Annotated in this window: 2 protein-coding genes; both read right to left on the bottom strand. The window is 74.7% G+C overall.

The window, feature by feature from the left end:
- Positions 1–92: 92 nt before the first annotated feature.
- Positions 93–14,750 (bottom strand): type I polyketide synthase, encoded by a 14,658-nt coding sequence (locus J7E86_RS22145; RefSeq protein WP_374223841.1) that lies wholly within the window; start codon positions 14,748–14,750, stop codon positions 93–95.
- A gap of 119 nt (positions 14,751–14,869) precedes the next feature.
- Positions 14,870–21,427, bottom strand: a complete 6,558-nt coding sequence (locus tag J7E86_RS22140) for a type I polyketide synthase (protein WP_215083485.1) — start codon at positions 21,425–21,427, stop codon at positions 14,870–14,872.

Genomic DNA, 21,427 nt, shown 5'->3' with positions numbered 1-21,427 from the left:
TCAAGGGTGTTCACGACGTGCGGGGAGGAGGAGCGGTGAGGTGTGCGGTGGGCCCCCGTGGGAGCCCACCGCACACCCGTTTCACACCGTGCTCACTCCCCCTCGGTGCGCAGCTTAATGAGCCACTCGTCGACGGCGGCCGCGGCGGAGTCCGCGTACCGCTCCATCATCGTGTAGTGGTTGCCGGGCACTTCGGTGACGGTCGAGGCGTGCTCCGGCGGGGCCGGGCGGTCGTCGGGACCGGCCGTGCCGTCGGCCATCCACTCCGCGGCGCGGACGACGAGGGTCGGCGCGGAGACCTCGGGAGCCTCCCAGCCGTCGAAGACGCGCAGGTAACCGCCCATCGCCGTCAGCTGGGTGCCGGGCGCGGAGATGAACTCGAAGCGCTCGGACGACTCCTGGGCCACCGCCGACTGGAAGCGGTCGGCCATGTTCTCGCGGCGGGTGAAGCTGTCGAGCATCGCGATGCCCCGCACCGGGCGGCCCAGTCGCTGGAGCCGGCAGGCCACGGCGTGCGCGACCCAGCCGCCGGAGGAGTACCCGACGAGCACGACCGGCTCGTCGCCCACGCTCCGCTCGATGGCCTCGGTGTGCACCTGGACGAGCGCGTCGACGTCGGCCGGGAGCGCCTCGCCGGGGGCGAAACCGGGCTCGGGCATCGCCCAGATGCTGCGCCGGCCGGAGAAGCCGGCGGCGAACCGGGCGTACTGATGGACGCCCGAGGGCGCCATGTACGGGCCGAAGCAGACCAAGTGCGGGTCCGCGGTGCCCGCGGCCAGGCGGACCGGGGTGATCCGGTGGCCGGCCGCGCCGGCCGTGTCGAAGACCGGTCGCAGACGTGAGGCACTCTGGACCATCTCGATCCCCTCGGCGAGCCTGCCCTGCCGGCCGGCTTCCTGGTAGAGGGTGACGATGATGTCCTCCGGCTCCGCCGGTGCCGCGTCCTGGCCCGTCCCGGGCGCCGCCTCGGTGCGGCGGCCCTCCGCGAGCATGCCCCGCAGCCGCTCGCCGACCTCGGCCGGCGTGGGGTGGTCGAAGACCAGGGTGCTCGGCAGCCGCAGGCCGGTGGCCCGGCCGAGGCGCTTGCCGAGCTCGACCGCGGTGAGCGAGTCGAAGCCCAGCTCCAGGAAGACCTGCCGGTCCAGGACCGCGTCCTTGGAGGCGTGGCCGAGGACGGCGGCGGCCTCCGCCCGTACGAACTCCACGATCGCCGCACCGTGTTCGGCCGGTTCCAGCCCGGCCAGCCGCCGGACCAGCGGCGGTTCGCTGCCGGCGCCCTCCGCGGTCTCGCCCTCCTGCTCGGCGAGGAAGCGGACGACCTCGGGGAGGTCGCCGATGAGGGGGCTGGTGCGGGCCACGGTGAACCCGGGCACGAACCGCGCCCAGTCGACGTCGGCGACGACCAGCGTCGTCTCGTCGCGCTCCACCGCGCGGCGCAGCGCCAGGACGCCCGCCTCGGGGCTCATGGCGTCCAGGCCGCGCAGCCGCAGCCGCTCCTCGGCGGTGGCGTCGACCATGCCACCACCGCCCCACAGACCCCAGGAGATGGAGGTGGCGGTGAGTCCGCGGGCGCGCCGGTGCTCGGCCAGGGCGTCGAGCGAGGCGTTGGCGGCCGCGTAGGCGGACTGCCCGCCGCTGCCCCAGGCGGCGGCTCCGGAGGAGAACAGCACGAAGGCGTCCAGCTCCCGGTCGCCCAGGAGTTCGTCCAGGTGTGCCGCGCCCGCGGCCTTCGCACCGAGCACGTCGGCGAATTCCGCCACGTCGGTGTCCATGAGCATGGCCGGTGTGCCGACGCCCGCGGCGTGCACCACGGCGGTCAGCGGCGGCAGGGCGGCGAGGGAGCCGAGGAGCCCGGCGACCGCGTCCCGGTCCGCCATGTCGCAGGCGGCGATGGTCACCCGGGCGCCGAGCGCCTCCAGTTCGCCCTTCAGCTCCTCGGCGCCGTCGGCGGCCGGGCCCCGGCGGCCGGTGAGCACCAGGTGCTCGGCGCCGGCGCCGGCCAGCCAGCGGGCGACCTGCCCGCCGATGTAACCGGTGCCGCCGGTGACCAGGACGGTGCCGCGCGGCTCCCAGGGCCGGCCGTCCTCCGCCGGGGTCTCGCCCCGGGCCAGGCGACGGGCGTACGTGCCGTGGTCGCGGACCGCGATCTGGTCCTCGCCGGTGGCGCCGGACAGCGCGGCGGCGAGCCGGCGTGCCGTACGGCCGTCCGAGGGCTCCACGCCCTCGGGCAGGTCGACGAGACCGCCCCACAGCGCGGGGTGCTCCAGGGCCACCACCCGGCCCAGCGCCCACACCTGTGCCTGCCGGCCGGTGCCGGCCGTGTCGGCGGGGCCGGTGGTGACGGCGCCGCGGGTGACGCACCACAGCGGGGTGTTCGGGGCGGCGTCGCCGAGTGCCTGCACCAGGGTCAGGGTGGCGGCGAGGCCGCCGGGCACCACGGGGTGGTCCGGGTACGGCCGGTCGTCGAGCCCGAGCAGCGAGACGACCGCGGTGAAGCCGTCGCCTGCCTCGCTCAGCCGGCGGGCCAGGTCCGCGCGGCCCTCGGTGGCGTCCACGGCCAGCTGTACGGCCTGGGCGCCGTGCGCGGTGAGGGAGCCGATCACCGTTTCGACGGCCGGGTCGCCGGCCGCGTCGCGCGGTACGGCCACCAGCCAGGTGCCGGTCAGGGCGGGCCGGGCCGGCTCGGTCACGGGCTTCCAGGTGACGCGGTAGCGCCACCGGTCGGTCAGGGACTCGTCCTGGCGGCGCCGGTGCCAGGCCGACAGGGCCGGGAGCACCGAGCGCAGGGGCGTGTCCTCGTCCATGCCGAGCCCGCCGGCCAGCGTGCCGAGGTCACCGCGCTCGACGGCTTCCCAGAACTCGGCGTCCACGGCCGAGGTCACGGTCTCCTGGCCGTCCGCCGTGCCCTCGGCGGCGGTGAGCCAGTACCGCTGCCGCTGGAACGGGTAGGTGGGCAGCCCCACCGTCGCCACGTCCCAGCCGGCGAACACCGCGCGCCAGTCCACCGGCACGCCGTGGGCGTATGCCTCGCCCAGCGAGGTGAGGAAGCGGCGGGTGCCGCCGTCGCCGCGCCGCAGCGTCGGCACGACGACTTCCTGTCCGCCCTCCCCGACGGCGGCCTCGAGGGTCTCCTGGAGGCCGTAGGCCAGCACGGGGTGCGGGCTGATCTCGATGAACACCTGGTGGCCGTCGGCCAGCAGCTGCCGGGTGGCCTGCTCGAACCGTACGGTCTGCCGCAGGTTGCGGTACCAGTACGCGGCGTCGAGCGGCGTGTCCACCAGGGTGCCGGTCACCGTGGAGCAGAACGGCACCTTGGGGGCGCCGGGGTTCATCTCCGCCAGCACCTCGGCGAGTTCGTCACGGATGACCTCGACCTGGACGCAGTGCGAGGGGCAGTCCACCTTGAGTCGCTTGGCGGCCACGCCCTCCGTCTCGCAGAGCTCCAGCAGTTCCTCCAGGGCGTCGAGGTCACCGGCGACCACGACCGTACGGGGCCCGTTGACGGCGGCGACGCTCAGCCGCCCGTCCCACCGGGTCAGCCGCTCGGTGACCTGTGCCTCGCTCTCGGGCATGGACACCATGCCGCCCAGGCCCGAGAGCCTGCTCAGCAGCCGGCTGCGGCGCACCACGAGGCGGGCCGCGTCGTCGAGGGTGAGGGCGCCGGCGACGCAGGCCGCCGCGATCTCGCCCTGCGAGTGCCCGACGACGGCCGCGGGCCGTACGCCGCAGGCGCGCCACAGTTCCGCGAGGGAGACCATGACGGCCCACAGCACGGGCTGGATGTCGTCGACCCGCTCCAGGGTGGGCGCGCCGGCGGTCTCCCGCAGCACGTCCTCCAGGGTCCAGTCGACGAACGGCTCCAGCGCCCGGCCGCAGGCGTCCATCCACTGCCGGAACACCGGGGAGGTGTCGAGCAGTTCCACCGCCATGCCGGCCCACTGCGAGCCCTGGCCGGGGAAGACGAAGACGGGCTGCCGGCCGGCCGTGGCCGAGCCGCGGGCGGTCCGCTCGTCGGGGAGGCCCGAGGCGAGCGCGTCGAGCGAGGCGGCGAGTCCGGTGGCGTCGGTGCCCACGACCACGGCCCGCTGGTCGAAGGCGGTACGGGTGGTGGCGAGCGAGTACGCGACGTCGTGCGGCCGGGGGCCGGATCCGTCCCGCAGCAGCTCGGCCAGCCGGCCCGCCTGCTCCTCCAGTGCCTCGGCCGACCGGGCGGACAGCACCAGGGGGACGGTCACGGGTTCGACGACGGGCGATTCCTGGGGTGCGGCGGCCTCGGTGGCCGGCTCGGCCCCGGGCGCCTCCTCGATGATGACGTGGGCGTTGGTGCCGCTCACGCCGAAGCCGGACACACCGGCCCGCCGGGGGCGGCCGTTCGGCGCCCAGGCGACGGGCTCGGTGAGCAGCCGTACCGCGCCCGACGACCAGTCGACGTGCGAGGTGGGTTCGCTCACGTGCAGGGTCCTGGGCAGGACGCGGTGGCGGAGGGCCTGCACCATCTTGATGATGCCGCCCGCGCCGGCCGCGGCCTGGGTGTGACCGATGTTCGACTTGAGCGAGCCCAGCCACAGCGGCCGGTCGTCGCCGCGCTCCTGCCCGTACGTGGCCAGCAGCGCGTTCGCCTCGATGGGGTCGCCCAGCGAGGTGCCCGTGCCGTGCGCCTCGACGACGTCGACGTCGGCCGCCGACAGCCCGGAGTTGGCGAGGGCCTGGCGGATGACGCGCTGCTGCGCCCGGCCGCTGGGGGCGGTCAGGCCGTTGGAGGCACCGTCCTGGTTGATCGCGGAGCCACGGACGACGGCGAGGACCTCGTGGCCGTTGCGGCGGGCGTCGGAGAGCCGCTCGACGAGCAGCAGCGCCGCGCCCTCGCTGAAGGACGTGCCGTTGGCGTCGGTGGAGAACGCCTTGCAGCGGCCGTCCGCGGACAGCGCCCGCTGGCGGCTGAACTCCACGAAGGCGCCGGAGCTGGACATGACGGTCACACCGCCGGCCAGCGCCATGTCGCACTCACCCCGGCGCAGCGCGGTGGCGGCCATGTGCAGGGCCACCAGCGACGCCGAGCAGGCCGTGTCGACCGTCACGGCCGGGCCTTCGAGCCCGAGCGTGTAGGAGATGCGGCCGGAGATGACGCTGGCCGCGTTGCCGGTGCCCAGGTACCCCTCGACGCCGTCCGGCACCTCCAGGTGCCGGCGTACGTAGTCCTGGTAGCCGGAGCCGACGAACACGCCGGTCCGGCTGCCCCGTACGGTCGTCGGGTCGATGCCGGCCCGCTCGAAAGCCTCCCAGGAGGTTTCCAGGAGCAGTCGCTGCTGCGGGTCCATGGCCACGGCCTCGCGCGGCGAGATGCCGAAGAACGCCGGGTCGAAGTCGGGCAGGTCGTAGAGGAAACCGGCCTCCCGCGCGTACGTCGTGCCCTCGTGGTCGGGGTCGGGGTGGTACATCCCCTCCAGGTCCCAGCCGCGGTTGGTGGGGAAGGGCCCCATGGCGTCGGTGCCCTCGTCGACGAGCCGCCACAGGTCCTCGGGCGTGCGCACGCCGCCGGGCAGCCGGCAGCTCATGGCCACGATGGCGATCGGCTCGTCCTCGGCGGCCGTGACCGCCGCCTCGGGCGCGGCGCTCGCCTCGGCGCCCAGCAGCTCCCCGAGCAGCCATTCGCCGAGGGCCGCGGCCGTCGGGTAGTCGAAGACCAGCGTGGAGGGCAGCCGTGCCCCGGTCACCCGGCTCAGCCGGTTGCGCAGCTCGACGGCCGTCAGCGAATCGAAGCCGAGCTCGCGGAACGCCCGGTCGGGCTCGATCTGTTCCGGCCCGCTGTGCCCCAGCACGGCGGCCGCCTCGGCGCGTACGAGCTCCACGAGGGTGCGTGTACGGTCCTCGGGTTCGGCGGCCGTGAGGGTGCGGCGCAGGGCCGCGGCGGTGTCCGAGAGGCCCTCGTCGGCGGGGCGCGCGGCCTCGCGCAGTTCGGGCAGGTCGCCGAGGAGCGGGCTGGGCCGGCTCACGGTGAACGTGGGCGCGAACACCTCCCAGTCCACGTCGGCCACCGTCACCGCGGTCTCGTCGCGCGTCAGCGCCTGGGCGAGGGCGGAGACCGCCGACGCGGCGGGCATCAGCCGCAGGCCGCGGCGGGCCAGGCTCTCGGCGACACCCTCGCCGCCGGCCATGCCACCGTCACCCCACGGGCCCCAGGAGACGGCCGTGGCCGTCAGACCGCGCGCCCGGCGGGCGGCGGCGAGGGCGTCGAGGAAGGCGTTGGCCGCCGAGTACGCGGCCTGGCCGCCACCGCCCCAGATGCCGGCGATCGAGGAGAACAGGACGAACGCGTCCAACTGCCGGTCGCCCAGCAGCTCGTCCAGGTGCACCGCGCCGGCCACCTTCGCCGACAGCACCTCCGCGAACACCTCCGGGGTGGTGTCGGAGAGCATTCCGGGCGTCTCCACGCCCGCGGTGTGCACGACGGCCGTGAGTTCCGGCTCGCCGGACAGCCCGTCGAGAAGGGCGGTCACGGCGTTGCGGTCGGCGACGTCGCAGGCCGCGATCGTCACCCGGGCACCGAGCGCCTCCAGCTCGGCACGCAGCTCGTCCGAACCCCGCGCGGCAGGGCCGCGACGGCTGGTCAGGACCAGATGCTCCGCACCCGCACCGGCCAGCCAACGGGCCACATGCCCGCCCAACGCACCCGTACCACCGGTGACGAGGACGGTCCCGCGCGGCTGCCACGGCTCGCCCGACGGGCGGGAAGTGGTCAGGTGACCGAGACGGCGGGCCTGCACGCCCGTGTCACGGACGGCCACCTGGTCCTCGCCGTCGCCGCCCGTGAGGACACCGGTCAGCCGGGACAGCGCCCGCGCGTCCAGCGTCTCCGGCAGGTCCACGAGCCCGCCCCAACGGTGCGGGTACTCCAGCGCGGCCACCCGGCCGAGGCCCCAGACCTGCGCCTGGGCCGGGTGGGTCGGCGCGTCGGACGCCCCGGTGGAGACGGCGCCCCGCGTGACGCACCACAGCGGTGCGTCGACCTCGGCGTCACCCAGCGCCTGGACGAGCGCCAGGGTCAGGGCGAGCCCTTGCGAAAGGTCCGGGCCGCCGGGCGGTGACGCGACGTCGTCCAAGGCGAGCAGGGAGACCACGCCGGCCGGCCGGGGACCGTCACCAGCTTCGCGCAGGAGAGCGGCGAGGGTCTCGCGGTCGGCTGCCCCGTCGACGGTCAGGGTGGTGGTGTGGGCGCCTCGGGCGGCCAGTGCCTCACCGAGCGCGACGCCGGTCTCGTGTGCCACCGCGCCGGCTGTCGTCAGGAGCAGCCACCGGCCACTCGCCGACGCGCGCCCGGTCTCGACCACACGCTGCCAGGTGACCCGGTACTGCCAGGCGTCGGCGGTGGACTGCTGCCGCGCCTCCAGTACGGGCGCGTCCAGCCAGTAGCGCTGGTGGTGGAAGGCGTAGGTGGGCAGGTCCACGGCGCGGGCGCCGGTGCCCGCGAAGAACACGTCCCAGTCGACGGGGGTGCCGTTGACGTGGAGGTGGGCGAGGGCGGTGGTGAGGGCGATGTCCTCCGGGCGGTCGGTGCGCAGGGACGGGATCGCGGTGGCGGTCTCGTCCAGGGAGTCCTGGGCCATGGCGGTCAGGACACCGCCGGGGCCGATCTCCAGGAAGGTACGGGCGCCTTCCGCAGCCAGCGTGGTGACCGCGTCGGCGAAACGGACCGCCTGACGGACGTGGCGGACCCAGTACTCCGGGTCGCACAGCTCGTCGGGCGAGACCAACTGGCCGGTGAGGGTGGACACGATGGGAATCGCCGGAGCGGAGAACGACAGCCCCTCCGCGACCGTACGGAACTCCGCCAGCATCGGCTCCATCAACGGCGAGTGGAAGGCGTGGGAGACCGACAGGCGCTTGGTCTTGCGGCCCTCCAGGCGGCCGACGACAGCCATGACCGCGTCCTCGGCGCCGGACAGGACCACGGAGGTGGGCCCGTTGACCGCCGCGATGCCCGCCTCGGACTCGAAACCGGCCAGCAACGGAAGGATCTCCTCCTCCGTCGCCTGCACCGCCACCATCACACCACCACGCGGCAGCGCCTGCATCAGCCGGCCACGAGCCGCCACGAGAGCCGCAGCATCAGCGAGAGACAGCACCCCCGCCACGTGCGCCGCAGCCAGCTCACCGATCGAATGACCGGCCAGCACATCCGCCCGCACACCCCACGACTCCACCAACCGGAACAGAGCGACCTCGACCGCGAACAACGCAGGCTGCGTAAAGCCCGTCTCATTCAGCGGCCCGGCGTCCGTGCCGAACATGACCTCGCGCAGGGGCCGGTCGAGGTGGACGTCCAGGTGCGCGCACACGGCGTCGAAGGCGTCCGCGAAGGCCGGGAACGCGTCGTACAGCTCCGCTCCCATGCCCGGTCGCTGGCTGCCCTGCCCGGAGAAGAGCAGGGCGAGCTTGTTGTCGGGTGCGGCGACGGCGGCGGCCACCGCCGGGGACGGCTTGTCGTCGACGAGTTTGCGCAGCCCGTCCAGGAAACCGTCGCGGTCGTCGGCGACGACCGCCGCGCGGTGCTCCAGGGCGGCGCGGGAGGTGGCCAGCGAAAGGCCGACGTCCGGGAGTCCGAGTTCGGGGTGCTCGGTCATGTGGAGGAGCAGTCGGTCGGCCTGGCGGCGCAGGGACTGCGCGGTGTTGCCCGACAGGAGCCAGGGGATGCCGCGGCCTGCTGCCGGAGCGGGTTCGGCGGGTTCGGCCGGCGCGGTCTCCGGGGCCTGCTCGATGATCACGTGGGCGTTGGTGCCGCTGACGCCGAAGGCGGAGACGCCGGCGCGGCGGGTGCGGCCGTCGGCGGGCCAGGCGACGGGCTCGGTGAGGAGCTCGACGTCACCGGTGGACCAGTCGACGTGCGGGGTGGGCTCGTCGACGTGCAGGGTCTTCGGCAGCAGCCCGTGTTCGAGAGCCTGCACGATCTTGATGATGCCGCCGACGCCCGCCGCGGCCTGGGTGTGCCCGAGGTTCGACTTCAGCGAGCCCAGCCACAGCGGCCGGTCCTCGGGCCGGTCCTGCCCGTACGTCGCGAGCAGTGCCTGCGCCTCGATCGGGTCACCCAGCGTGGTGCCCGTACCGTGCGCCTCGACGACGTCGACGTCGGCGGGCGTCAGGCCGGCGCTCTCCAGCGCCTGCCGGATGACGCGCTGCTGCGCGGGCCCGTTGGGAGCGGTGAGGCCGTTGGAGGCACCGTCCTGGTTGACGGCGCTGCCCCGGACGACGGCGAGGACGCGGTGGCCGTTGCGTTCGGCGTCGGAGAGGCGCTCCACGAGCAGCAGGCCGACGCCCTCGCCCCAGCCGGTGCCATCGGCGGCACCGGCGAAGGGCTTGCAGCGGCCGTCGGGCGCCAGGCCGCGCTGGCGGCTGAACTCGATGAACGCGTTGGGGCTGGACATGACGGTCACGCCGCCCGCGAGGGCCATCGCGCACTCGCCGCGCCGCAGGGCCTGCACGGCGAGGTGGAGCGCCACGAGGGAGGACGAGCACGCCGTGTCCACCGTCATGGCGGGGCCTTCGAGGCCGAAGGTATAGGCGATGCGGCCGGAGACGACGCTGCCGGAGCTGCCGGTCCCGATGTAGCCCTCCAGGTCCTCGGGGACGCTCAGCAGGCGTGCCGCGTAGTCCTGATAGCCGGAGCCGATGAAGACGCCGGTGCGGGTTCCGCGCAGGGCGGTCGGGTCGAGGCCGGCGCGTTCGAACGCCTCCCAGGAGATCTCCAGCAGCAGCCGCTGCTGGGGGTCCATGGCGAGGGCCTCGCGCGGCGAGATCCCGAAGAACATGGGGTCGAAGTCGCCGACGTCGTGGAGGAAGCCGCCGTCCTTGGCGTACGTGGTGCCGGATTTGTCCGGATCGGGGTCGTAGAGCGTCTCCAGGTCCCAGCCGCGGTCGGTCGGGAAGCCGGACACGGCATCGCGGCCTTCGGCGACCAGGCGCCACAGTTCCTCCGGCGAGCGCACGTCGCCGGGGAACCGGCAGCTCATGGAGACGATCGCGATCGGCTCGTCGTCGGAGGCGGTGGTGGTGAGGGTGCCCGCACCGGCCGGGTCCGCCGTCGCCGTGCCGTGGGCCAGCGCGCCCGTCAGCTCGGTGCGCAGGTGGACGGCGAGCACGGCGGGCGACGGGTGGTCGAAGACGAGGGTGGAGGGAAGGGCGATGCCGGTGGCCTTGGTGAGGCGGTTGCGGAGCTCGACGGCGGTGAGGGAGTCGAAGCCCAGCTCGCGGAAGGCGCGTTCGGAGGCGACCGCTTCGATGCCGCTGTGGCCGAGCACGGCGGCGGCCTCGGTCCGTACGAGTTCGAGGACGGCGCGGGCCTGGTCGGCCGGGGAGAGGCCGGTCACCCGCCGCACGAAGGCGGGCACGGTGTCGGCGGTCCCGGTGTCCTCGCCGGCCGCGGCCGCGAGGGCGGCGCGTACGTCCGGCAGGTCGTCGAGGAGCGGGCTGGGCCGCAGCAGGGTGAACGCGGGCGCGAACCGGTCCCAGGCCACGTCGGCGACGGTCACCGTCGTCTCGTCCCGCTCCAGGACGCCGCGCAGCGCGGAGACCGCGAGTTCGGGCGCCAGGGCGGTGAGTCCGCGCCGCCGGAGCCGGTCCTCGGCGTCCCCGTCCTCGACCATGCCGCCGTCGGCCCAGGGACCCCAGGCCACGGCGGTCGCGGCGAGGCCGCGCGCCCGGCGGCGTTCGGCCAGCGCGTCGAGGGAGGCGTTCGCGACGGAGTAGGCCGCCTGGCCGCCCGCGCCCCAGACGCCGGAGATCGAGGAGAAGAGGACGAACGCGTCCAACTGCCGGTCGCCCAGCAGCTCGTCCAGGTGCACCGCACCGGCCACCTTCGCCGACAGCACCTCCGCGAACGCCTCCGGGGTGGTGTCGGAGAGCATTCCGGGGGTGCCGATGCCGGCCGCGTGGACGACGGCGGTGAGTTCGCAGTCGCCGGGCAGTCCGTCGAGGAGGGCGGTCACGGCGTCGCGGTCGGCGACGTCGCAGGCCGCGATCGTCACCCGGGCACCGAGCGCCTCCAGCTCGGCACGCAGCTCGTCCGAACCCTGCGCGGCGGGACCGCGACGGCTGGTCAGGACCAGATGCTCGGCACCCGCACCGGCCAGCCAACGGGCCACATGCCCGCCCAACGCGCCCGTACCACCGGTGATCAGCACGGTTCCGCGCGGCTGCCATGCCGCGCCCGCCTTGGCGGCGGCCTGGGGCGCCCGTACCAGACGGCGTACGAACACACCCGAGCCCCGGACCGCGAGCTGGTCCTCGGCACCGGCGTCGGCCAGTACGGCGGCCAGGCGGCGGCCGGCGCGGTCGTCGACCGCGTCGGGCAGGTCGACGGCACCGCCCCAGCGGCCGGGGTGTTCGAGGGCCGCCACGCGGCCGAGCGCCCAGACCTGCGCCTGGTGGGGGCTGCGGATCGGGTCGGAGGAGCCGATCGAGACGGCGCCCCGGGTGGCGCACCACAGCGGCGCGTCCACGTCGGCGTCGCCCAGGGCCTGGACGAGCGCCAGGGTGGTGGCCAGGCCGGCGGTCATCGCACCGTGGGCCGGGGACGGCCGCTCGTCGACGGCGAGCAGGGAGAACACCCCGGTGACGGAGGTGGCGTCGGTGAGCGCGGTGCGCAGTTGTTCGGCGAGCGCGGCGCGGTCGGTGGCCGCGTCCGTGGTGACGACCCGGACGTCGGCTCCGTGCTCACGGAGGGTCCGGAGCGTGTCCGACGCCCACGCGTCGTCGGCGAGGCTGTCGGGCAGCACGGCCAGCCAGGTACCGGAGAGACGCGTGCCCTTGAGGTCGGCGAGCGCGGCCGACGGCTTCCAGGCGACCTGGTAGCGCCAGGCGTCGACGGTCGACTGCTCGCGGAGCTTGCGCCGCCAGGAGGACAGCGCGGGCAGCACAGAACTGAGCGGCGCGTCGTCCGCCACGTCGATCCGCCCGGCGAAGGCCGCGAGGTCCCCGCTCTCGACCGACTCCCAGAACCCGGCCTCGGCGGGGTCGACGGCGGCTTCCCGGCCGGACGCCGAGTCGGTGCCCTCCAGCCAGTACTGGGCGCGCTGGAAGGCGTAGGTGGGGAGATCGACGCGCCGGGCGTCACGACCGGCGAAGACGGCGTGCCAGTCGAGGGGGACGTCGTTGATGTGGAGGTGGGCGAGGGCGGTGATGACCGCCTCGGGCTCGGGGCGGTCGGTGCGCAGGGACGGGATCGCGGTGGCGGTCTCGTCCAGGGAGTCCTGAGCCATGGCGGTCAGGACACCGCCGGGGCCGATCTCCAGGAAGGTGCGGGCGCCTTCCGCAGCCAGCGTGGTGACCGCGTCGGCGAAACGGACCGCCTGACGGACGTGACGGACCCAGTACTCCGGGTCGCACAGCTCGTCCGCCGCCACCAACTGGCCGGTGAGGGTGGAGACGATCGGAATCGCCGGAGCGGAGAACGACAGCCCCTCCGCGACCGTACGGAACTTTGCCAGCATCGGCTCCATCAACGGCGAGTGGAAGGCATGCGAGACCGGCAGGCGCTTGGTCTTACGACCCTCCAGGCGGCCGACCACCGCCATGACCGCGTCCTCGGTGCCGGAAAGGACCACCGACGTCGGCCCGTTGACCGCCGCGATGCCCGCCTCGGACTCGAAACCGGCCAGCAACGGAAGGACTTCTTCCTCCGTCGCCTGAACCGCCACCATCACACCACCACGCGGCAGCGCCTGCATCAACCGGCCACGAGCCGCCACCAATGCCGCCGCGTCCGCCAGTGAGAGAACCCCGGCCACATGCGCAGCCGCCAGCTCACCGATCGAATGACCGGCCAGATGGTCCGCCCGCACACCCCACGACTCGACCAAGCGGAACAGAGCCACCTCGACCGCGAACAACGCGGGCTGCGTAAAGCCCGTCTCGTTCAGCGCACCGGCGTCCTCGCCGAAGATGACATCCCGCAGAGGCTCCCCGACGCACGCGTCGAGCTCGGCGCACACGGCGTCGAATGCCTCGGCGAAGGCCGGGAACGACGCGTACAACTCGCGCCCCATTCCCAACCGCTGACTCCCCTGACCCGAGAACAACACCGCGAGCTTGCCCTCGCGCCCCGCCTCGCCCTCGACCACCTGGGCCGAAGAAGAACCCTCGGCAACCGCCCGCAGCCCGGCCGTCAGTTCGTCGAGGTCCGAACCGACCACGACCGCACGGTGCTCCAGCGCCGCCCGCGAGGTCGCCAAGGAGTAGGCGACGTCGACCGCTCGGGCGTCCGCCACGCCCAGGACGTGGGAGAGCAGCCGCTCGGCCTGTTCGCGAAGGGCGGCCGTGTTGCGGGCGGAGATCGTCCACGCCACGGGCGCCCGGTCCTCGGCGGGGCTGCTCTCGGCGCGGGTCGCCTCGGCGGCTTCGGGGCCGCCGGGGGCCGTGGGGGCCTGCTCGATGATGGTGTGGGCGTTGGTGCCGCTGACACCGAACGACGAGACGGCGGCGCGGCGCGGGCGGTCGCCCTCGGGCCACTCCACGGGCTCGGTCAGCAGCCGGACCGCGCCCGACGTCCAGTCGATGTGCGGGGAGGGCTGCTCCGCGTGCAGGGTCTTGGGCAGCTTCTCGTGCTGGAGCGCCTGCACCATCTTGATGATGCCGCCGACGCCCGCCGCGGCCTGGGTGTGCCCGATGTTCGACTTCAGCGAGCCCAGCCACAGCGGCCGGTCCTCGGGCCGGTCCTGCCCGTACGTGGCGAGCAGCGCCTGCGCCTCGATCGGGTCGCCCAGGGTCGTGCCCGTACCGTGCGCCTCGACGACGTCGATGTCCGCCGGGGACAGGCCGGCGCTCGCCAGCGCCTGCCGGATCACCCGCTGCTGTGCCGGGCCGTTGGGGGCGGTGAGGCCGTTGGAGGCGCCGTCCTGGTTGACGGCGCTGCCGCGTACCACCGCGAGGACGGGGTGGCCGTGGCGCTGGGCGTCGGAGAGCCGCTCCACCAGGAGCATGCCGACGCCCTCGCCCCAGCCGGTGCCGTCCGCGTCGGCCGCGAAGGACTTGCAGCGGCCGTCGACCGCGAGGCCGCGCTGGCGGCTGAACTCGGTGAACATGCCCGTGTTCGCCATGATGGCGGCGCCCCCGGCGAGGGCCATCGAGCATTCGCCCTCGCGCAGTGCCTGTACGGCGAGGTGGAGGGCCACCAGCGACGAGGAGCAGGCCGTGTCGACCGTGACGGCCGGGCCTTCGAGGCCGAAGGTGTAGGAGACGCGGCCCGAGGCGACGCTGGGGGCCGTGCCGGTGAGCAGGAAGCCTTCGAGCTCTTCGAGGGCGTCGCCGCCGCCGGCGTAGCCCTGGTAGGCGAGGCCGACGAAGACGCCGGTGCGGGAGCCCTTGACGGACAGCGGGTCGAGGCCGGCGCGTTCGAAGGTCTCCCAGGCGATCTCCAGCAGCAGGCGCTGCTGGGGGTCGGTGGCGAGGGCCTCGCGCGGGGACATCCCGAAGAAGCCGGGGTCGAAGCGGCCCGCCTCGTGGAGGAAGCCGCCTTCCCGCGTGTAGCAGGTGCCGGACTTCTCGGGGTCGGGGTCGTAGAGGCCGTCGAGGTCCCAGCCGCGGTCGGTGGGGAAGCCGGAGACGGCGTCGGCGCCGTTCTCGACGAGCTGCCAGAGCTGTTCGGGGCTGCTGACCTGCCCGGGGTAGCGGCAGCTCATCGCCACGATGGCGATGGGTTCCTGGTCCTTCGTCTCCACCTCGTGCAGTCGGCGCCGGGTCTGCTTCAGATCCGCCGTCACACGCTTGAGGTAGTCGAGCAGCTTCTGCTCGTTCTCCATGTTTCGTTCACCCGCCAAGCAAAGAAGAGAAAAGTATGGATTCACGTGGCCCGGGGCCCGTGGGGTCAGGCGTTGACGGCTCAGGAACCGTCGAGTTCCTGGTCGATCAGGTCGAAGATGTCGTCGAGGGTCGCGGTTTCGAGCCGGTCGTCCGCCGTGTCCCGCGGCCGGCCGTCGGGCAGGTCGTCGGAGGGCGGGGTGTCGCTGAACTTGGCGAGCACGCCGTGCAGCCGCGCGCGGACGCGCGACCGGACGATGTCGTCGTCGTGGCCGATCGCGGTGAGGACCTTCTCCAGCTTGTCGATCTCGCCGAACACCGAGACTTCCGGTGCGGCCTGCCGGGGTGCGAGGTCGGTCCGTATCCGCTCGGCCAGTGCGACGGGGGTCGGGCTGTCGAAGACGAGGGTCGCGGGGAGGCGGAGTCCGGTCGCGGTGTTGAGCCGGTTGCGGAGTTCCACGGAGGTGAGGGAGTCGAAGCCGAGGGCCTTGAACTCGCGGGTGCGTTCGACGTCCTGGGGGCCGTCGAAGCCGAGCACGGCCGCCACCTGGGTGCGGACGACGTCGAGGAGGATGTCGTCCTGTTCGGCCTGCGAGCGGCCTTCGAGGCGCCGGGCGAGGTGGTCGGCACCGCCGGGCGCCGCCGTTTCGGCGGTGCGGCGGGCGGGTGCCTTGACCAGGCCGCGGAGGACGGCCGGTACGTTCGCCGGGGCGGCCGGGCGGCTCGCGGGGGCGAAGCGCACGGGCAGTACGACGGCGTCCTCGCCGCGGCAGGTGGCGTCGAAGAGCGCGAGGCCCTCTTCCGCCCGGAAGGCGACGACGCCGGAGCGTGCCATGCGCTCGCGGTCGGCGGCGTCGAGCTCGGCGGCCATTCCGCCGTCGGCCCAGGGGCCCCAGGCCATGGACGTCGCGGGCAGGCCCTCGGCGCGGCGCCGCTGGGCGAGGGCGTCGAGGTAGGCGTTGGCCGCGGCGTAGTTGCCCTGTCCGGCGCTGCCGAGGGTGGCGGCGACGGAGGAGAAGAGGACGAAGGCCGAGAGGTCGAGGTGGCGGGTCAGGTCGTGCAGGTGCAGGGCCGCGTCGGCCTTGGGACGCAGGACGGTGTCGAGGCGTTCGGGGGTGAGGCCGGCGACCGTGGCGTCGTCGAGGGTGCCGGCGGCGTGGACGACGGCGGTCAGCGGGTGCTGTGCGGGGATGTCCGCCAGGAGCTTCTCGACGGCGTCCCGGTCGGCGGCGTCGCAGGCGGTCACGGTGACGTCGGCGCCCAGGGCGGTGAGTTCGTCGCTCAGTTCCCGCGCGCCGTCGGCCGCGAGGCCGCGCCGGCTGGTGAGGAGGAGGTGGCGGACGCCGTGCTCGGTGACCAGGTGGCGGGCGACCGTGCCGCCGAGGGCGCCCGTGGCGCCGGTGACGAGGACCGTGCCGTGGGGGTCGAGGGGGGCCGGCACGGTGAGGACGAGCTTGCCGGTGTGCCGGGCCTGGCCGATGTGGCGCAGTGCCTCGCGGGCGTGGCGTACGTCCCAGGTGGTGACGGGCAGCGGTGTCAGGACGCCGCGCTCGAACAGCTCGACGAGGGCGTGGAGCATCTCCCCGATCCGGTCCAGGCCCGCTTCGATCGTGTCGAACGCCTGGTAGGCGGCGCCGTGGTGGTCGATGGCGATGCGTTCGGCGTCGCGGACGTCCGTCTTGCCCATCTCCAGGAAGCGGCCGCCCTTGGCGAGGACGCTCAGGGAGGCGTCGACGTACGCGCCGGCGAGGGAGTTGAGGACGACGTCGACACCCCGGCCGCCGGTGGAGGTCCGGAAGTGCTCGGCGAAGTCGAGCGTGCGGGAGGAGGCGAGGTGGGCGTCGTCCATGCCGGCCGAGCGCAGCACCTCCCATTTGCCGGGGCTCGCCGTGCCGTAGACCTCGGCGCCGAGGTGGCGGGCGAGCTGGGTGGCGGCCATGCCGACGCCGCCGGCGGCGGAGTGGACGAGGAGGCTCTGGCCGGGGCGCAGCCGGGCCAGGTCGACGAGGGCGTAGTAGGCGGTGAGGAAGACGATCGGCACGGAGGCGGCCTGGGCGAAGGTCCAGCCCTCGGGCATGCGGGCCACCATGCGGTGGTCGGCGACGGCGAGCGGTCCGAACGCCTCGGGGATCATGCCCAGGACGCGGTCGCCGGGTGCGAGGGCGGTGACGCCGGGGCCGGTCTCGACGACGATGCCGGCGGCCTCGCTGCCGAGGGTCGCGGCGCCCGGGTACATGCCGAGGGCGATGAGGGCGTCGCGGAAGTTGACGCCGGCGGCGCGCACGGCGATGCGTACCTGCCCGTCGGCCAGGGGCGCGGTGGCAGCGGGGTGGTCGGTGAGGGCGAGGTCGTCGAGGGTGCCGGTGCCGCTGGTGGTCACGCGCCAGGCGGTGGATCCGGGCGGCGGTACGAGGGCGTCGCCGGTGGTCCGGCGGGCCAGCCGTGGGGTGTGGGCGGTGCCGGCGCGCAGGGCGAGCTGCGGTTCGCCGGTGGCCAGGGCGGCGGGCAGGGCCCGTACGGACTCGGTGGTGCCGTCGAGGTCGAGCAGGACGACGCGGCCGGGGTTCTCGGACTGGGCCGAGCGGACGAGGCCCCACAGGGCGGCCTGCGCCGGGTCGGTGACGGTCTCGGCGGGCCCGGTGGCGACGGCGCCACGGGTGAGCAGGACCAGCCGCGCCTCCTCCGGCCGGTCCTCGGCGAGCCATGCCCGCAGGAGGTCCAGGGCGTGGCCGGTGGCGGCGCGTACGTCGTCGGCGGTGTCGCCGCCGGGCAGGGACCGTACGAGCACGATGTCCGGGGTGTCCGCGGAGGTGTCGAGCGCGGTGCGGGCCTCGATGTCCGTGCCGGCTTCGCGGAGGGCGGGGAGCAGGCCGCCGTCCGGGCCGTCGCCGAGGAGCGCCCAGCGGGCCCCCCGAGGGGCGTCGGCGAGGGTGAGGGCCGGCCAGGTGAGCCGGTAGAGGGCGTCGTGGTGCGCGGCGGGCCGCGCGGCGGCGAGCTGGTCGCTCGTCACGGGGCGCAGGACGAGGGAGTCGACGGAGGCGACGGGCCGGCCGCCGGCGTCGGTGGCCAGGAGCGACACGGCGTCGTGGCCGGTGGAGGCGAGCCGGACGCGGAGGGTGGTGGCGCCGGTGGCGTGCAGGGTCACGCCGTTCCAGGAGAAGGGGACGCGTCCCTGCCCGGTGTCCGGCAGGAGTCCGCCGAGGCCGACGGCGTGCAGTGCGGAGTCCAGGAGTGCCGGGTGGACACCGAAGCCGGTGACGTCCGTGGCGTCGGGCAGCGCCACCTCGGCGAACACCTCGTCGTCCCGGCGCCACAGGGCGCGCAGGCCCTGGAAGAGCGGACCGTAGCCGAAGCCGAGTTCGGTCAGGCGCTCGTAGTAGCCGTCGGCGGCGACCTCTTCCGCTCCGGCGGGCGGCCATTGCGCCTGCTCACCGGGGTCGGACGGCCCGGCGGGGGCCAGGGAGCCCGCCGCGTGGGAGGTCCACGGGGCGTCGTCGTCGGCGTCGTCCGGGCGCGAGAAGATCTCGACCGTGCGGCCGCCGGTGTCGTCGGCGCCGCCGACGGCGACCTGGAGGCGGAGGCCGCCCTGTTCGGGCAGGACGAGCGGCGCCCGGAGGGTCAGTTCCTCCACCCGGTCGCAGCCGGTCTCGTCGGCCGCCCGCAGGGCGAGGTCGACCAGGGCCGTACCGGGCAGCAGGACGGCGCCCATCACTTGGTGCTGCGCCAGCCAGGGCTGGGCGGACAGCGACAGACGGCCGGTCAGCAGTGCGCCCTCGCCGTCGGCGCGCCCGAGGACGGCGCCGAGCAGCGGGTGGTGCGCGGGCCGCAGCCCCACGCCGGTGAGGTCCCCGGCGGCGGGCCGCCCTTCGAGCCAGTGGCGGCGGCGCCGGAAGGCGTACGTGGGCAGCTCGACGCGGCGCGCGCCCCGGCCTTCGTACAGGGCGTTCCAGTCGGGTGAGACGCCGTGTACGTGCAGCTGGGCGAGGGCGGTGGTGAGGGCCTGCGGCTCCGGGCGGTCGGTGCGCAGGGCGGGGACGGCGAGGGTCGCGGGGGAGTCGGCCGCCTCGTCGCTCCCACCGGCCCCGTCGGCGAGGGCGGTCAGCACCCCGCCGGGGCCGATCTCCAGGCAGACGGTGGCTCCGGCGGCCCGCAGCGTGCTCAGCGCGTCGTCGAAGCGGACGGCCCGGCGGACGTGGCGGACCCAGTAGGCCGGGTCGCACAGTTCGGCGACCGTCGCGACCTGCCCGGTGAGGGCGGAGACGACCGGCGTCGAGGGCGCGGTGTAGGTGAGGGTCTCGGCGACGGCCCGGAACCCGTCCAGCATCGGCTCCATGAGTGGCGAGTGGAAGGCGTGCGAGACCGTGAGCCGCTTGGTCTTGCGGCCGTCGGCGGCGAGCCGCCCGGCGATGGCCGTCACCGCCGCCTCGGTGCCGGAGAGGACCACGGAGGCGGGCCCGTTGACCGCCGCGACGCCCGCCTCGTGCTCGTGGCCTGCGAGCAGCGGCAGCACCTCGGCCTCCGACGCCTGCACCGCCACCATGGCGCCACCGGCCGGCAGCGCCTGCATCAGCCGGCCGCGGGCGGTCACGAGCGTGGCCGCGTCCGCCGCCGGGAGCACACCGGCCACATGGGCCGCGGCCAGCTCGCCGATGGAGTGCCCGGCCAGGAAGTCCGGCCGCACGCCGAGGGACTCCACCAGCCGGAAGAGGGCGACCTCGACGGCGAACAGGGCGGGCTGGGTGTAGACCGTCCGGTTCAGCTGCTCGGCGTCGTCCGCGAACATCACCTCGCGAAGGGGCCGCTCGAGGTGGAGGTCCAGGTGGGCGCACACCTCGTCGAGGGCCTTGGCGAAGGCGGGATAGGCCGCGTACAGCTCGCGTCCCATGCCCGGGTGCTGGCTGCCCTGTCCGGAGAAGAGGAACGCGACCTTGTTCCTGCGGGCGCCGTCGCCCCGTACGACCGTTCCGCCGGTCCCGCCGGAGGCCAGTGCGCGCAGTCCGCGCAGCAGTTCGTCGCGGCCGGTGCCGACCACGGCGGCGCGGTGGGGCAGCGCGGCCCGGGTGGTGGCCAGCGACAGGCCGATGTCCGCCGGGGTGTGCCCGGGGTGTTCCTCCACGTGGGCGAGGAGGCGTTCGGCCTGGCCGGTGAGGGCGTCGGCGTCGCGGGCCGAGAGGGGCCACGCGACCGGCAGCGGGTCCTCGGTCCGCGCGGTGGGCGCGGTCGCCGGCTCGGCAGCGGATTCGGCAGCGGGCTCGGCGGCGGGCTGCTCCAGGATGACGTGCGCGTTGGTGCCGCTGACGCCGAACGCGGACACGCCCGCCCGGCGCGGGTGCCCGGACTCCGGCCACGCCTCGGTCTCCGTCAGCAGCCGGATGTCACCGGCCGTCCAGTCCACGTGCGGCGACGGCTCGTCCAGATGGAGGGTGCGCGGCAGCACGCCGTGCCGCATCGCCAGCACCGTCTTGATCACACCGGCGACCCCGGCCGCGGCCTGGGTGTGCCCGATGTTCGACTTCAGCGCCCCCAGGAGCAGCGGCCGGTCCTCGGGGCGGTCCTGCCCGTACGTGGCGAGCAGCGCCTGCGCCTCGATGGGGTCGCCGAGGGAGGTGCCGGTGCCGTGCGCCTCCACGGCGTCGACGTCCGCCGCCGCGAGGCCCGCGTCGGCGAGCGCCTGGCGGATCACCCGCTGCTGCGCCTGGCCGTTGGGCGCGGTGAGGCCATTGGAGGCACCGTCCTGGTTGACCGCGCTGCCGCGAAGGACCGCGAGGACGCGGTGGCCGTTGCGGCGCGCGTCGGAGAGCCGCTCCACGAGCAGCACGCCGACGCCCTCGCTCCAGCCGGTGCCGTCGGCCGACGCGGAGAACGGCTTGCAGCGGCCGTCGTCGGCCAGGCCGCGCTGGCGGCTGAACTCCATGAACGCGCCCGGCGTCGACATGACGGTGACACCGGTCGCCAGGGCCAGCGAGCACTCGCCCCGGCGCAGCGCCTGCGCCGCCAGGTGCAGGGCGACCAGCGACGAGGAGCACGCCGTGTCGACGGTGACGGCCGGGCCCTCCAGGCCGAAGGTGTAGGCGATGCGGCCGGAGACGACGGCGGCGGCGTTGCCGGTGCCCAGATAGCCGTCGAAGTCCTCCGGCGAGTTGGACAGGCGCGCGTAGTCCTGGCCGTTGGTCCCGGCGAAGACACCGGTCCGGCTGCCGCGCAGGGAGGCCGGGTCGATGCCGGCCCGCTCGAAGACCTCCCAGGAGGTCTCCAGCAGCAGCCGCTGCTGCGGGTCCATCATCAGCGCCTCGCGCGGCGAGATCCCGAAGAAGCCCGCGTCGAACTCGCCGACGTCCTGGAGGAATCCGCCCTCGCGGACGTAGCAGGTGCCCGCGTGGTCGGGGTCGGGGTCGTAGAGCGCCTCCAGGTCCCAGCCGCGGTCGGCGGGGAAGCCGGAGATGGCGTCACCGCCCTCGGCCACCAGCCGCCACAGGTCCTCGGGCGACCGTACGCCGCCGGGGAAGCGGCAGCTCATCGCGACGATGGCGATGGGCTCCCGGGCGTCGTCGGCCAGTTGCTTGTTCTGCCGGCGCAGCCGCTCGGTCTCCTGGAGGGAGGCCCGCAGTGCTTGAACGATTTTCTCGTTCGACGTGGTCAT

This window comes from Streptomyces sp. ISL-11 (genome assembly GCF_018614525.1).
GTDB lineage: Bacteria > Actinomycetota > Actinomycetes > Streptomycetales > Streptomycetaceae > Streptomyces.
This window is presented reverse-complemented; position numbering and strand designations above follow the sequence as displayed.